Annotated in this window: 12 protein-coding genes; 6 read left to right on the top strand and 6 right to left on the bottom strand. The window is 64.4% G+C overall.

Annotation, left to right across the window (positions count from 1 at the left end):
- Positions 1–54: 54 nt before the first annotated feature.
- Together CE453_RS16930 and CE453_RS16925 are read right to left on the bottom strand one after the other, a co-directional pair.
- The gene (locus CE453_RS16930; RefSeq protein ID WP_089175641.1) at positions 55–1,518 is read right to left on the bottom strand and encodes an aldehyde dehydrogenase family protein; all 1,464 of its coding nucleotides are present in this window, start codon (positions 1,516–1,518) and stop codon (positions 55–57) included.
- 126 nt (positions 1,519–1,644) lie between these two features.
- Positions 1,645–2,979 carry a Rieske 2Fe-2S domain-containing protein gene (locus tag CE453_RS16925; protein ID WP_089175640.1) on the bottom strand — a complete coding sequence of 445 codons (1,335 nt, stop codon included), beginning with the start codon at positions 2,977–2,979 and terminating at the stop codon, positions 1,645–1,647.
- 115 nt (positions 2,980–3,094) lie between these two features.
- On the opposite strand from CE453_RS16925, the gene CE453_RS16920 reads away from it, so the two are divergent.
- The 5 genes from CE453_RS16920 (at position 3,095) to CE453_RS16900 (ending at position 8,515) form a co-directional block, all read left to right on the top strand.
- A complete protein-coding gene (locus CE453_RS16920) occupies positions 3,095–4,054 on the top strand; it encodes a PDR/VanB family oxidoreductase (RefSeq protein WP_089175639.1) in 960 nt (319 codons plus the stop codon).
- A gap of 9 nt (positions 4,055–4,063) precedes the next feature.
- Entirely contained in the window at positions 4,064–5,263 is a 1,200-nt protein-coding gene (locus CE453_RS16915; protein ID WP_089175638.1) for a Gfo/Idh/MocA family oxidoreductase, read from the top strand.
- Positions 5,264–5,465: 202 nt separating this feature from the next.
- Entirely contained in the window at positions 5,466–5,672 is a 207-nt protein-coding gene (locus tag CE453_RS16910) for a hypothetical protein (RefSeq protein WP_089175637.1), read from the top strand.
- A gap of 34 nt (positions 5,673–5,706) precedes the next feature.
- Positions 5,707–6,495 carry a class II aldolase/adducin family protein gene (locus CE453_RS16905; protein ID WP_089175636.1) on the top strand — a complete coding sequence of 263 codons (789 nt, stop codon included), beginning with the start codon at positions 5,707–5,709 and terminating at the stop codon, positions 6,493–6,495.
- A gap of 61 nt (positions 6,496–6,556) precedes the next feature.
- Positions 6,557–8,515 (top strand): FAD-binding monooxygenase, encoded by a 1,959-nt coding sequence (locus CE453_RS16900; protein ID WP_089175635.1) that lies wholly within the window; start codon positions 6,557–6,559, stop codon positions 8,513–8,515.
- Between the two features lie 190 nt (positions 8,516–8,705).
- On the opposite strand, the gene CE453_RS16895 is transcribed toward CE453_RS16900, so the two are convergent.
- From CE453_RS16895 to CE453_RS16880, 4 genes are read right to left on the bottom strand one after another with little or no spacing between them, the layout of a single operon-like run.
- A complete protein-coding gene (locus CE453_RS16895) occupies positions 8,706–9,884 on the bottom strand; it encodes an aminotransferase class V-fold PLP-dependent enzyme (protein ID WP_089175634.1) in 1,179 nt (392 codons plus the stop codon).
- Between the two features lie 7 nt (positions 9,885–9,891).
- On the bottom strand, positions 9,892–10,767 hold the full coding sequence (locus CE453_RS16890; RefSeq protein WP_089175633.1) for a carbohydrate ABC transporter permease: 876 nt from the start codon (positions 10,765–10,767) through the stop codon (positions 9,892–9,894).
- Positions 10,748–11,701 (bottom strand): carbohydrate ABC transporter permease, encoded by a 954-nt coding sequence (locus CE453_RS16885; RefSeq protein ID WP_089175632.1) that lies wholly within the window; start codon positions 11,699–11,701, stop codon positions 10,748–10,750. Before CE453_RS16885 ends, CE453_RS16890 begins: the two co-directional genes overlap by 20 nt.
- A 2-nt stretch (positions 11,702–11,703) precedes the next feature.
- Positions 11,704–12,993: an ABC transporter substrate-binding protein gene (locus tag CE453_RS16880; RefSeq protein ID WP_089175631.1), complete on the bottom strand. Its 1,290-nt coding sequence runs from the start codon at positions 12,991–12,993 to the stop codon at positions 11,704–11,706.
- A 134-nt stretch (positions 12,994–13,127) separates the two neighbouring features.
- Here CE453_RS16880 and CE453_RS16875 point away from each other — a divergent pair, with 134 nt between their 5' ends.
- Complete coding sequence (locus tag CE453_RS16875; RefSeq protein WP_089175630.1) at positions 13,128–14,186, top strand: LacI family DNA-binding transcriptional regulator; 1,059 nt, start codon at positions 13,128–13,130, stop codon at positions 14,184–14,186.
- The last annotated feature ends 140 nt before the right edge of the window (positions 14,187–14,326 follow it).

The following is a 14,326-nucleotide window of genomic DNA, read 5'->3' as shown; positions in this document are numbered from 1 at the left end:
TGTAGAGTCGGCAGGCGGCGAGCGATGCGCGACAGCTTTCGCGCGCCTGAGGCTTCAGCCGGGCAGCTTCAGGCTGACGTGGATGTTCTTTTCCTGAGTGAAGGCGATGAGCTCGCCGAGGCATTCCTCGCGGCCTATCCCTGACTGCTTCCAGCCGCCGAACGGCGTGCCGAGGAAGTGCTTGGCGACCTCGTTGATCCAGACGAAGCCGGCTTCAGCGGCCAGCGCAGTGCGATGCGCCTTGGCAAGGTCGTTGGTCCAGATCGAGCAGGTCAGCCCGTATTCGACGGCGTTGACCGTCTCCAGCATCTGCGCCTCGTCGCTCCAGGGCATCACCGAGAGCACCGGACCGAAAATCTCCTCGCGTGCGATCCGCATCTGCGGCGTCACATCGGCGAAGATCGTCGGTTCGACGTAGAAGCCGCTGGTGAGTTTGGGGTCGTCTGGAACGCCGCCACCGCAGACCAGCCTCGCCCCTTCGGCGTTGGCCGAGGCGATGAAGTCGAGGATGCGGGTGTGCTGTGTCCGGCTGACGATCGCGCCCATGGTCGTGTTCTCGTCGGTTGGGATGCCGGGCACGTAGCCGGAGAGCTTTTCCGGCAGGCGGGAGAGAACCGCCTCGTAGATGTCGCGATGGATGAAGGCCCGGCTGGTCGAGCCGCAGGACTGGCCGCACCAGGTGAAGTTCATGCCGGCGACGACCGCGGCGGCGACCCGTTCCGGATCGGCGTCGGCGAAGGCGATCAGCGCGTTCTTCCCGCCGAGTTCGAGCAGCACCGGCTTGATCGTGTCACTCGCGGCCTTCATCACGGCGCGGCCGGCCTGCACGCTGCCGATGATGGCGACCTTGTCGACGCCAGGATGGGAGGCGAGGGCGGCTCCGGCCTCCCGGCCCCCCGGCACGACGCTGAAGACCCCATCCGGCAGCAGGTGACCGACCAGTTCGGCAAGCCTGAGTGACGATAGCGGCGCCTGCTCGGGCGGCTTGATGATGACGGCGTTTCCCGCCGCCAGCGGCGCGGCCATCTTGCCGGCGCAGAACATGAAGGGATGGTTGAAGGCGAGGATGCGGGCGACGACGCCCAAAGGCTGGCGCACGGTCAGATTGAGCGCGTCGGGGCCCATTGGAATGGTATCGCCCTTCATCTCGGTGACGAGGCCGCCGAAGAAGTCGAGCTGAGCGGCTGCGATGGCGGCGTCCCCGATCATCTCGCGCACCGGATTGCCGCAATTGGCGGCGTCGAGGGTGGCGAGTTCGCGGGCATTCTCGCGCACGACAGCGGCGATGGCCTTCAGAATGCGACCGCGTTCGAGGGGAGCAACCTCGCGCCAGGCCTTGAAACCCTTCCGCGCCGCCACGACGGCGGCATCGACATCGGCGGTGGATGCCTCGGCGACATCGCAGATCGCTGCATTGGTGCCGGGATTGAGCGTCGCGACATAGCGCCCCGACAGCGGATGACGCCAGCTTCCGCCGATATAGAGGCTGCGGCCGGTCGGGGCAGGCTTGTCGAGCATGGCTGATCTCACGGCAGATGTGCGCGGGTGCCGCGAACACTCGCGCACGCACCGTGTGCGTTCAAAGACTTTCGCGCTTTGGCGGAGATGCCGAAAAGCTTCTTCGCAACTGCGAAGTCGCAGCAGTTACCCGCGGGCCGCAGCCATCTCGGCCTCGGTCTCGTCCTGCTCCATCCCGTCGAGGACCGCGACCTCCTCGCTCGAAGCGCCGAGCCGGCGCCAGTCCTCGCTCTTGGGCACGATGCCCTGATAGGAGCGAAGCTTCGCCTGGGGGATATGCGGCTCGATCAGGCCGATCGGCTCGCTGCCGGCGGCGTGCTTGCGCGCGGCATCGATCATCACGCGGCGAAACTGCACGATGGCGATGTCGCTGGCGCCGAGGCGTTCGCTCGTGCGATCGGCGATCGGCCCCATCGATTCCCACATCATGATGTCCTGATTGGGGATGCCCGGCACACCGGTGAAATCCCCGAGCTTCATCGCCTTGCGGTCCTGCAGGTAGTTGTTCGCCTTATTGCGCAGCATGGGCTTGTAGGTCTTGTCGAGATCGATGCCGACCTGCGCCACGCAGAACTTGCGCCAGCTTTCCTGGTCGATGCAGTCGTCATTGCCCCAGGCGATGAAATGAAAATAGCTCGAGACGTCGTCCTTGGGCACGATCACGGTCGCGACGTTATAGGAGGCGTTTGGCGGGATCAGTGCCGCGAAGGGCGCGACGAAGACCGTCAGCCGGACATAGTCATGCGTCTGGGCGTTGACGATGGGCCGGCGGATCGCGGCATAACGGAAGCCGTAATTCGTCAGCTGGACCTGGATGCGCGGGTTCTTGTCGGTCGAGGGGCGCGTCCAGTGCGTCGCATTGGCGCCCGCCGTCGTCACGCGGGCCGGCTTCATGTCTGATGAATGCAGGCTGGAGGAGTGGGCGGAATCGATCTGCCCCTCCATGATCTGCGCCCAGTTGCAGGGCAGGTCGATCTTCACGATCGAGACCTTGGCCTCCGGCGTCGGCGCCCAGGGCGGGGCTTCGAACTCCGGCATCAACTCCTTCGGCCCCATATAGACCCAGATGAAGCCGCCGGCCTCCTGCGTCGGATAGGCCTTGTGCTGGACCTTCTCGGCAAAGCCGCTCTCGGCCGGCTCTGAAACCATCTCCAGCACCTTGCCGTCCACGTCGAACTTCCAGCCATGATAGAGGCAGCGCAGGCCGCATTCCTCGTTGCGGCCAAAGAAGAGCGAGGCTTTGCGGTGCGGGCAGTATTCGCCCAATACGCCGATGCGACCGTCGGTATCGCGAAAAGCGACCAGGTCCTCTCCGAAAAGCCGGACGCGGACAGGCGCGCCGTCGCTCTCGACAAGCTGCTCGGAAAGCAGCGCCGGTACCCAGTGGCGCCGCATCAACTGGCCCATCGGAGCGTCGCCCTCGACGCGGCAGAGCAGTTCATTCTCCTCATGGGTGAGCATGGACGATCCCTCCAGTCGAGCGGTTGGGGCTAGCCAATCGCCAATTACTTAGATATCTAAGTCTTAGATTATTCCGGTTTCAAGCCCTTGTCGAGAGAGGCGGGTTGAGGCGCACATGACCGAGGAAGCAGCCACCGTCCGGGTCACGATCGCGGACAAGCAGATGATCGCCCAGGACATCTGTCTGTTCGAGCTGCGCCCCCTGAACGGCGAGCCGTTGGCGCCGTTCACGCCTGGCGCGCATCTCGGTATCACCGTGCCCAACGGCGAGATGCGGAAATATTCGCTTTGCAACGACCCCGACGAGGCGGATCGCTATGTCATCGCCGTCAAGAAGGAGCTCGGCGGCCGCGGTGGCTCGGTCAGCCTGATTGACGAGACGCAGACCGGTGACGAGATCGCGATCACGCCGCCGCGTAACGACTTCGCGCTGAAGCCCGGCCCGTCGAGCTACATCCTCATCGCCGGCGGCATCGGTATCACGCCGATCCGGGCCATGATCAAGCATCTGATGGCGACGCGGGCGAAGCCGTTCAAGCTCTACTACTTCACCCGCAGCCCGGAGATGATGGCCTTCCGGGACGAGTTCATGGCGCCGGAATTCCGCGGCAAGGTGGTGATCCACCATGACGGCGGCGACCCGGACAAGGCCTATGATCTCTGGCCGGTGCTGGAAGAGTCGAAGGGAGCCCATCTCTACTGCTGCGGCCCGCGCGGCCTGATGGAGGCGGTGCGCGACATGACCGGGCACTGGTCCTCGGCCGCCGTGCATTTCGAGGACTTCGGCGCCGCTAAAGCTCGCCCTGAAGACAACACGCCCTTCACGGTCGTGCTGGCGAAGAGCGGCGAGCGCTTCGAGGTGCCGATCGACAAATCGATCCTGGAAGTGCTGCGGGGAGCCGGCAAGATCCTGCCGTCCTCTTGCGAGAGTGGCACTTGCGGGACCTGCCGGACGCGGCTCGTCTCCGGCGAGCCAGACCATCGCGACCTTGCGCTGGCCGAGCACGAACGGGCGCGCAACATCATGATCTGCGTGTCGCGCGCGAAATCCGCCGAACTCGTGCTCGATCTTTAGGTATCTGCGATGAATGAGCCGCTACGTCTGGGCGTCGTCGGACTGGGCCGCGCCTTCATGCTGATGCTGCCGACGCTGGCACATCATCCGCTCGTGCAACTCGTCGCCGCCGCCGATCCGCGCGAGGAAGCCCGCCGGCAATTCGAGAGCGACTTCTCGCGGCCGGACGCGCCGGCGCGCAGCTATGACAGCGTCGAGGCTCTCTGTGCCGATGAGGGCGTCGAGGCGCTCTACATCGCCTCGCCTCATCAGTTCCATGTCGCCCATGTCCGGCTTGCCGCGGCCCATGGCAAGCATGTCCTCGTCGAGAAACCGATGGCGCTGACCATCGCCGATTGCCAGGCGATGATCGAAGCGGCGGATGCCGGCGGCGTCCATCTTCTGGTCGGGCACAGCCATTCCTTCGATGCGTCTTATCTCAGGACGGCGGAGCTGATCCGTTCAGGCCGCTTCGGACGAGCCCGGATGATCACGGCGGCGAACCATACCGATTTCCTCTACCGGCCACGTCGCCCGGAAGAACTGGATACTGCGCAGGGCGGCGGCGTCGTGTTCAGCCAGGGAGCGCATCAGGTCGATATCGTCCGGTTGCTGGGCGGCGGGCTGGTCTCTGCCGTACGGGCTGCGACCGGGCGCTTCGATCCCAAACGCCCGACGGAGGGCGCCTATCAGGCGTTCCTCACCTTTGCCGACGGCGCCAGCGCGACTCTGACCTATAGCGGCTATGGCCGCTACGACAGCGACGAGCAGCTCGGCTGGATCGGTGAACTGGGCCAGCGACGCGATCCCGACAACTATGGTGCCGCGCGCCGCGGATTGGCGCAGGTCTCGACGCCGGAAGAGGAGGCGGCCCTCAAGAACACTCGTACCTATGGCGTAGCCAAGAGCGCCGTCGTCGAGCCGCCCGTCGCGGCCGGCCACAACCATTTCGGCCCGATCACGGTCTGCTGCGAACAGGCCGATCTTCGCCCCTTGACGGAAGGCGTCATGGTCTATGCCGACGACCGGCGCTGGCTGGAGCCGCTGCCGGCGCCGACCGTGCCGCGCGCCGAGGTGATCGACGAACTCCATGCCGCCGTAAGGACAGGGCGCGCGCCGCTGCATTCCGGCGCCTGGGGCATGGCGACCCTCGAAATTTGCCTCGCGATCCTCGAATCCGCGCGCACGGGACGCGAGGTCAACCTTCACCATCAGGTGGCAACGGCTTGAGTCGATGTCGCAAAGCCGGAAACGACCTCACCGCCCGGCCGGCTCGACCCGCCCAGAACCAGCATTGACCCGGCAGCCGGCAACATCGTTCCGCCTGGCATGAAAATGCTTGGCAGGAGAAGCCTTTTTGTCTTGGACCGGCCATGCGGCGCACGGTCTAGTCCAGCTGACGCACTACAGCCGCGCCGCCGGAGAATCCGCTATGCCACTCATCCGCATTGAGCCTGTCGAGGACCGCGCCACGGGGCGTTTCGCGATCGAGATCTATTTTCCGGCCGATGCCGAGCGCCCGCTGGTCACCACGGCCCCCCGCTACAAGAGCGCCGCGGCGGCAGAGCAGGACACCATCGCAATCCTGGCCTCCAGCGCCAACAATCCGGCTCCGGAAGAGCCCGCCAGCCGCCGCTAGACTCTCGACCGACGATTTTGGGAGGAACCGAACCATGTGCGCGTCAGATCACGGCGAACATCATCATCCAATTGCGGTGGAGGTCGCCGATACGGCCGAGGCCTCCGTTTCCCCGTCGCGGGAGATGATCGAGGAACTTGTCGCGGCCAATCACATCCTCTTCGACCAGGGGGTCGTCGACGCTTTCGGCCATATCAGCGTGCGCCACGACAAGCTCCCAGACCGTTTCCTGCTCGCTCGCAATATGGCGCCGAGCGGAGTCACGGCCGAGGATATCGTCGAATTTACGCTCGACGGCGAGGCCGTGAATGCCGCTGGCCGCAGGGTTTATCTCGAACGTTTCATCCATGCCGAGATCTTTCGCAGGCGGCCCGATGTGACGGCCGTGGTCCATAGCCACTCGCATTCCATCGTGCCGCTCAGCGTCGTAAAAGGGGTACGGCTGCGGGCGATGTTCCACATGGCCGGCTTCGTCGGGCAGGGTGCACCGGTTTTCGAGATCCGAGAGGCCGGCGGCGACGCGACTGATCTCCTGATCAGCAACAGCCATCTCGGCCGTTCCCTGGCCGAACATTTCGACGGCCACGACATCGTGCTGATGCGAGGGCACGGCTCGACGGTGGTGGGCGGCTCGATCAAGCAGGCGGTCTATCGCGCGGTCTATGCCGAGCTCAATGCACGCTACCAGTTGCAGGCGATGCAGCTCGGCGAGGTAACCTATCTTACCGAGGGCGAAAGCCGCTCCTGCGTTGCGAATATCGAAGCGCAGGTTCATCGCCCCTGGGAGATGTGGCTGGAGCAGGCTCGCACCCGGCGCAGCTGAGCGCTCTCGCTGGTAATAGCTCTGTCTGCATCAATCGTCCCAAGTACCGAGGGTGGCCTCCATGCAGTTTCATCTGAATGGCTTTCGGGCCGGCGATCCGAACGTTTCCGAACGTCCGGTGGGCAGCGAGACGCTCCCGACCTTCGAGACCTTGCCGGCGGAGGTCGATGTCCTCATCGTCGGCTGCGGCCCGGCCGGCCTGACGCTGGCGGCGCAACTCGCTGCCTTCCCCGATATCAAGACGCGGATCATTGACCAGAAGAGCGGGCCCCTGGAACTCGGGCAGGCCGACGGCATCGCATGCCGGACGATCGAGATGTTCCATGCCTTCGGGTTTTCCGAGCGGGTTCTCAAGGAGAGCTACTGGGTCAACGAGGTTTCGTTCTGGAAGCCTGACCCGGAGCGGCCGGAGAACATCGTCCGCCATGGCCGGATTCAGGACGTCGAGGACGGGCTCTCCGAATTTCCCCATGTGATCCTGAACCAGGCGCGGGTGCATGACTTCTTCCTCGACGTCATGCGCAAGGCGCCGACACGGCTGCAGCCGAGCTATTCGCGGCGTCTGGTCGATCTGCAGATCGGTATCGGCCGCGCGGCCGAACCGGGCACGTCGCCGCACCGCGCAACCGTGCAACTCGAGCGCCTCGACCCCGGCCATGAGGGCGAGATCGAGGTCGTCCGGGCACACTACGTCGTCGGCTGCGATGGTGCCCGCAGCGCCGTGCGCAAATCGCTCGGACGGACGTTGCACGGCGATTCCGCCAACCAGGCCTGGGGTGTCATGGACGTGCTGGCCGTGACCGATTTCCCGGATGTGCGGTTGAAGGCGCTGATCCAATCGGCCGGCGAGGGTTCGATCCTGATCATCCCGCGCGAAGGCGGCTATCTGATCCGGATCTATGTCGAGCTCGACAAGCTCAGCCAGAATGAGCGGGTCGCGAACCGCAATTTTGGGGTCGAGCACCTCATAGCTGCGGCGCAACGCATCCTGCATCCCTACAAATTCGAGGTGCATGAGGTCGCCTGGTGGTCCGTCTATGAGATCGGACAGCGCCTTTGCGACAAGTTCGACGATGTACCAGCCGAAGAGATGGGCGGTCGCCTGCCTTGCGTCTTCATCGCTGGCGATGCCTGCCATACCCACAGCCCGAAAGCGGGGCAGGGCATGAACGTCTCGATGCAGGACAGCTTCAACCTGGGCTGGAAACTCGCCGCCGTGCTTCAGAAGCGCTCCGGGCCGGAGCTGCTGCACAGCTATTCGTCCGAAAGACAGGCGATCGCGCGCGAGCTGATCGACTTCGACCGCGAATGGGCCAAGATGCTCAGCGCGCCGTTGAAGTCATCGGCATCGGACAGCGAAGGTGTCGACCCGAAGGAAGTCCAGGCCTATTTCGTCAGGCACGGGCGCTATACTGCCGGGACGGCAACCCGCTACGCTCCGTCATTGCTCACTGGCGAGCCGACACATGCCGATCTCGCCCGGGGGCTGCCGATCGGCGCCCGCTTCCATTCCGCACCGGTGGTGCGTCTGGCCGATGCCAAGCCGGTCCAGCTCGGTCATGTTGCGCTGGCCGATGGCCGCTGGCGGCTCTTCGCTTTCGCGGATCGGAGTGATCCGGCGGCGCCGTCCTCGCGGTTGCGTGGGCTCTGTGATTTCCTGGCGACTTCGCCCTCGTCGCCGGTCCGGCGATCCCGGCGGGCCGGGGATGATGTCGATGCCGTCATAGACCTGCGCGCGATCGTCCAGCAGGGACATCGCGATCTCAAGCTGGAGACGATGCCGGAACTGCTTCTGCCTCGGAAGGGGCGCCTGGGCCTGCGCGACTACGAGAAGATATTCTGCCCCGACCTTCACGCAGGCCAGGATATCTTCGACATGCGCGGCATCGACCGCGAGCGCGGCTGCCTCGTGATCGTGCGACCAGACCAATACGTCGCCCACGTGCTGCCGCTCGATGCTCACGCGGCGCTGGCGGCCTATTTCGAAGGCGTCCTTTCGGATGTCCAGCAGGGGAGCTGAGACATGCGCGGATGGTTCTGCGCCAATCACGCTGCTGGAGTGCGAATACTGCCGATGCCACCAGTCGCGCTGTGACCGGGGGATGCCGCCAGTCGAAGCTTTGCGTCTGGCGGGCAATCAGTTCGAAGATGAGCGGATCACAGACGAAGTAAGACGCGATGAATATCGGGGTTCCCGCGCCTCTATGCGATTAACGCAGTTCTTCGTGACATATGGCTTTGAGGAGCAGGGCTAGCTGCTCATAGTCCGCTTCTTGGTTATACGCTTGAGCCGACAGGCGCAGCCAGAGTCCACCATTCAAAGCCGATACGGGTGCGTCGCATCCCCTGATTTCGAGCTGGTGTCTCGCTGCCAGAGCGCGGTCTGGCGACGCAGGACCGGTGATCGGAAGCCGGACAAGCCGCATCGCACCCGAAAGCTCGGTTCCAGCACCGAGCTCCGTTCCCAGAGTCGAGGCGAGGATGGTGGCCCCTCGTTCGGCGAGCTTTCTGTTGCGCTCCCGTAAGGCTGCTCCGCCGAGCGCCTCGTGGAAGGCAAGAGCCGCCTCAACGGCGAGGAAGGCGCTGGGATCACGGGTCCCCGTCCAGTCGAATTCCTCGATATAGCCGCGGCCAAAGCCGTGTGAGATCGTCAACGGATGGATTTCCGTTTGGCGGTCGCGCCGCGACCAGAGAAAAGCGCAGCCCTTCGGGGCCATCAGCCATTTGTGGCAGTTGCCGACATACCAGTCGGCATCGAGCGCCGTCAGATCGAGATCGACATGGGCCGGGCCATGCGCGCCATCGACCAGCACAGGTACGCCAGCCTCGCGGCACAGAGCGACGAGGCGGGCGATCGGCATGACGATCGCGCTCGACGAGGTGATGTGGTCGAGCACCGCGATGCGCGTCCGTCCCGTCAGCGCGCTGGCAACTGCCGCAACGATCTGGTCGGCAGCGGGCTGCGGAAATGCGACTTTGGCCTCGACGATCCTCAGCCTGTGTCGATCAGCGAGATAGCGGACCGTATTCCGTACCGCACCATAGGCATGGCTCAGGATCAGGATTTCGTCGCCCGGGGCGAAATCGAGCGAGCGCAGCACGGCGTTACAGCCGGTCGTCGCATTGTCGACGAAGACGAGATCGCGCCCCTCGGCCCCGACGAAGCGAGCAAGGCCATCGGCGGCCGCACGTAGGGCCGGCGGCAGCGTTTGGCGCATGAACAGCGAGGGTTGAGCCTCCATGCGACGGCGCCATTCATCCTGGGCAGTCAGGACGACCTTGGCTGTCGCGCCATAGGCTCCGTGATTGACTGTGAGCTTGCTCGGATCGAGAAGCCATTCGTGGCGGATGGCGGCGCCGAGTGTCGATGGGAAGGAGCCGGATTTCATCGCGGTCTCACCGCTTCAGTCCCGAGGCCGCGATACCGTCGATGATGTGTTTCTGGAACATCAGGAAGGCGGCGAAGACCGGCACGAGGCTCAGGATCGACATGGCGAAGAGCGGGCCCCAGGCCGAACGGCTGGTCGCATCGACGAAGCCGCGCAGTGCCAGCGGCACCGTGTAGTTGGCGACGTCGGTGAGATAGAGCAGGGGGCCGAAGAAGTCGTCCCAGGTCCAGATGAAGGAGAAGATCGCGGCAGCGGCCAGCACCGGGCGCGACAATGGCAGCATGATGCTCCAGTAGATCCGCCAGGGTCCGCAGCCGTCGATCACTGCGGCTTCGTCGAGCTCGCGCGGGATGCCGCGGAAGAATTGCACCATCAGAAAGATGAAGAAGGCGTCGACCGCGAGGAATTTCGGCACGACGAGCGGCCAGAAGGTGTTGAGCCAGCCGAGCTTCTGGAACAGCACATATTGCGGGATCAGCGTGACGTGATAGGGCAGCATGAGCGTGCCCAGCATCGCCGCGAACCAGAGCTTCTTCAGCGGGAATTCCAGCCGCGCGAAGGCGAAGGCGGCGAGCGAGCAGGCCATGAGATTGCCGACCACGGCCAGCCCCGAGACGATCAGCGAGTTCAGGAAGAACCGCCCGAACTGGATGCCGAGCCCGAACCAGCCCTCGACGTAGTTGCCGAGCGTCACCGTCTGCGGCCAGAGCGAGAGATCGCTGAAGATGTCCTCTTCGGGCTTGAACGAGCTGCTCAACATCCAGAGCAGCGGATAGAGCATCGCGATCGAGGCGAGCGCCAGCGCGAGATGCTTCGGCAGCGCACGCCAGGAGCGGTCGGTCTCTTCGGCCGCAACGGAGCCCTCAGCGCGGATCGTCTTCATAATAGACCCAATAGCGTTGCGACAGGAACGCGAGCGCCGTGAAGGTGGCGATCGTCAGCAGCAGAATCCAGGCCAGCGCCGAGGCATAACCCATGCGGAAATAGGCGAAGCCCTGCTGATAAAGGTAGAGCGTGTAGAACAGCACAGAATCGACCGGGCCGCCGGTGCCACCACTGATGATGAAGGCCGGCGTGAAAGCTTTGAAGGCCTCGATCGTCTGCAGAACCAGGTTGAAGAAGATCACCGGAGCGAGCAAGGGCAGGGTGATCTTGGTCAGTTGCTGACGCGGCGTGGCGCCGTCGATGCTGGCGGCCTCGTAAAGATCGCGCGGAATCTGACGCAGGCCCGCCAGGAAGATGATCATTGGCGAACCGAACTGCCAGACGCTGAGCAGGACGAGCGTGTAGAGCGAGGTCTCGGGGTTCGAGATCCAGCTCGGGCCATTGACCCCGAAGGCGAGCCACAGGAGCTGGTTGATCAGCCCGTCATAGCCGAAGACCTGCTTCCAAAGGATCGCGACTGCCACGCTACCACCGAGCAGCGAGGGCAAATAGAAGATCGCCCGGTAGATGCCGAGCCCGGCGATGCCGCGGTTGAGCCACATCGCCACAGCGAGCGCGAAGCCAAGCTTCAGCGGAACCGACAGCACGACATAGGTCAGCGTGACCGCGACCGAGCTCCAGAATTTCGGATCGGAGGTGAAGATGCGCTCGTAATTCGCAGCCCCGACCCATTGCGGCGAGCGCAGCAGGTCGAAATCGGTGAAGGAGAGGTAGAGCGAGACGAGGGTCGGGCCGAGCGTCAGGAGAAAGAAGCCGGCGAGCCAGGGAGCCAGGAAGAGATAGCCCGGCACGGCCTGCCGCCAGCGCCCGGATTGCCCGCGTCGGGCGCGGATGCCCGGCGCGGTACCCGCGCTTTCGCGGAATGCGGTCATGATCAGGCCTTGGACAGGACGCGCTCGGCTTCCGAGACCAGTTGATCGGCCGCCTGCTTGGGCGTGAGTTGCTTGAAGCCTGCTTTCTCGGCTGCCTGCCGGATCAGCGCCGTGACCTCGGCGGCGCCTTTCGGCGGCGCTGGCGGCAGCGGCGCGGGGCCACGCTTTGAGAGTGCAGAAAGATGTTCGACCTGAATGCGGCCAGTCTCGTCGAGATCACCCGCCAGGAGATCGCGAATCTTCGCGGAGGGCGACACGCCGCGCTCGACGCCGAGCAGCTTGGCGCCGCCGGGTTTGAGCACCATGAAGTCGATCAAAGCGGCGGCCATCTTGGGGTCGGCGGCAGTCGCCGAGACGCACAGCATCATCGAGGGCTTGAGATACTCGCCGGGCTTGTCGCCCTTCGGATGGAAGGCCATCCCGATCTTGCCCTTGTTCGCGGCCTGATAGCCGACGATCTGGTTGCTGTTGGTGAAGGTGATCGCGGCATGGCCGGTCGTCAGCAGGTCGCTGTCGATGGTGATCTTGTCGGTGGCGGCGAGCTCCGGCGGCGCGATCGCACCCTTGGCGCGCATCTCGGCGCAGAGCGCCAGCCAGGATTCAGCATCGTCGCGGGTGAAGCCGAGCTTCCCGGAAGCGTCATAGAGCGTGCGACCGCGCGTCAGCACCCAGTATTCCAGCTCTGGCTCCATCACGCTCGGATCGGCCGCGCCGAAATAGCCGCGCTTATTGGCTTTCTTGGTGACGTTCTCGCCAAGCGTCGTGAACTCGGCCCAGCTCATCTCCGGTGTCGGTGCCGGCAGGCCGAGCTTCTCCAGCATGGTCTTGTCGTAGAGCAGCACGTCGCTGTTCATCCCCATGGGGATGCCATACTGCTTGCCGTCGATCTTGCCCGCCTCGATCACCGATGGAACGTAGTCGCTGGGGTCGATCACCGAGGGGACGAGGTCGTCGAGCGGCCGCAGCGCGCCGCGCCGCGCGTATTCGGGCAGGTAGCGATAGTCCATCTGAATGATGTCGGGCGGATTGCCTCCGGCGACCTGCGTCGCGAGCTTGGTCCAGTACGCGTCCCAGCCGACGCTCTCGGGCACGATGTCGAGCCCGGCATTCAGCCCTTTGAAGGCATCGATGGCGGCCTGCGTCCGCTTGGCGCGATCGGCGCCGCCCCACCAGGAAATCCTGAGGCGACCGGCCTGAGCGGCGGCAGGCGTTCCCGTCATTTTCAGCACGGCCGGCGCCGCGATCAACGCCCCAAAGTGCAGCATCTCGCGCCGCGATATCTTTTTCGCCATTGTCGCTCTCCTTGGAGGCCTTGTTCGCGTTTCCCGAGGGGCATCTTTCTGCGCGGAATGTGCCCATCTGAACCGAGCTTTTCATAGCTTGGTGGTTTGTGCAACGATATACCTGCAGAAATCAGGGCTGATATATGGCGACGATCCTCGATGTGGCCCGCGCTGCCGGCGTGTCGGCCTCCAGCGTTTCCAACTTCCTGAACGACCGGCGCGATAAGATGGCCCCGGCGACGCGCGAGCGCATCCAGGCAGCGATCGCAGAGCTCGACTACAAGCCGAGCCAGGTCGCTCTCCAGTTGAAGACGGGCAAGACGGCGACGATCGGCCTACTCGTTCCGGCTGTTGCAAATCCCTTCTTCGGTGCGATCGCCATGGCGATACAGCATGCCGCTCAGGGGCGCGGCTATCAGGTCATCCTGTGCAACACCTTTCGCGATCCGCAGCGGGAACGGCAGTTTGCGCAGGACCTCATGGCGCTCGGCGTTCGCGGCATCATTACGGGTTCATCGTTGCTGAACCCCGAGCATCTATCGGAACTCGTCTCCAGGGGGCTGGCCATCGTCGCTTTCGAAGGCGATGCCGCTGCCGCGAAACCAGGCATCCACGTCGTCACGGTCGACAACCTCATGGCCACGACGCTGGCGGTCGATCATCTCGTTGCCCAAGGCCACCACCGCATCACCTATGTGACAGGCCCCGCGCAGACGGCGGCCCGCGTCGCGCGCCTGAAGGGCTTCCGCACTGCCGTCGAACGGCACGGTCTTAGCGAAGAGGCGCGCGTGCACGAGATCTCGCTGCCGCAGAACCAGTATGGCGACGACATGATCGCGGAGCTGGGAGTCGAGGCCGCCTCCGTCCTTGCGGGCCAGCCGCAGCGCCCGACGGCATTGATCGCGATGAACGACCTTTTGGCGATTGGTCTGGCAGCCGGACTGCGCGAGCGGGGCCTGTCCATCCCGCAGGACATCGCAATGGTTGGGATCGACGACCTGTTCCTGGCCCGGCTGATGAATCCTCCGATGACCAGCCTGCGGCAGCCGCTTTCAGCGATGGCGGAAGCAGCGATAACCTGCCTCTTGGGGAGTGGAGAGACAACCGCGACCGAGAGCCTTGTTTTCCCGCCCGAACTCATCGTTCGTGCATCGACGTCTCGGATCCCTCATCTCACGGTTGAGACACTGGATTCGCCGTAGCGGGACAAACGCCGCTCATCGCGTCCGACGCTGCTCGCCTCTGGTGCCGGACCGAAACCGCTTGGGGCGCTTACCACCTGTCAGGTCAGGGCTGATATCAATTCGCTGGGTTTCAGTTGCATCCGAGGTTTCAAAGACCG

This window comes from Bosea sp. AS-1 (assembly GCF_002220095.1).
GTDB lineage: Bacteria > Pseudomonadota > Alphaproteobacteria > Rhizobiales > Beijerinckiaceae > Allobosea.
Note: the sequence above shows the minus strand (reverse complement) of the source record. Positions and strands in the feature narration are given on the sequence as shown.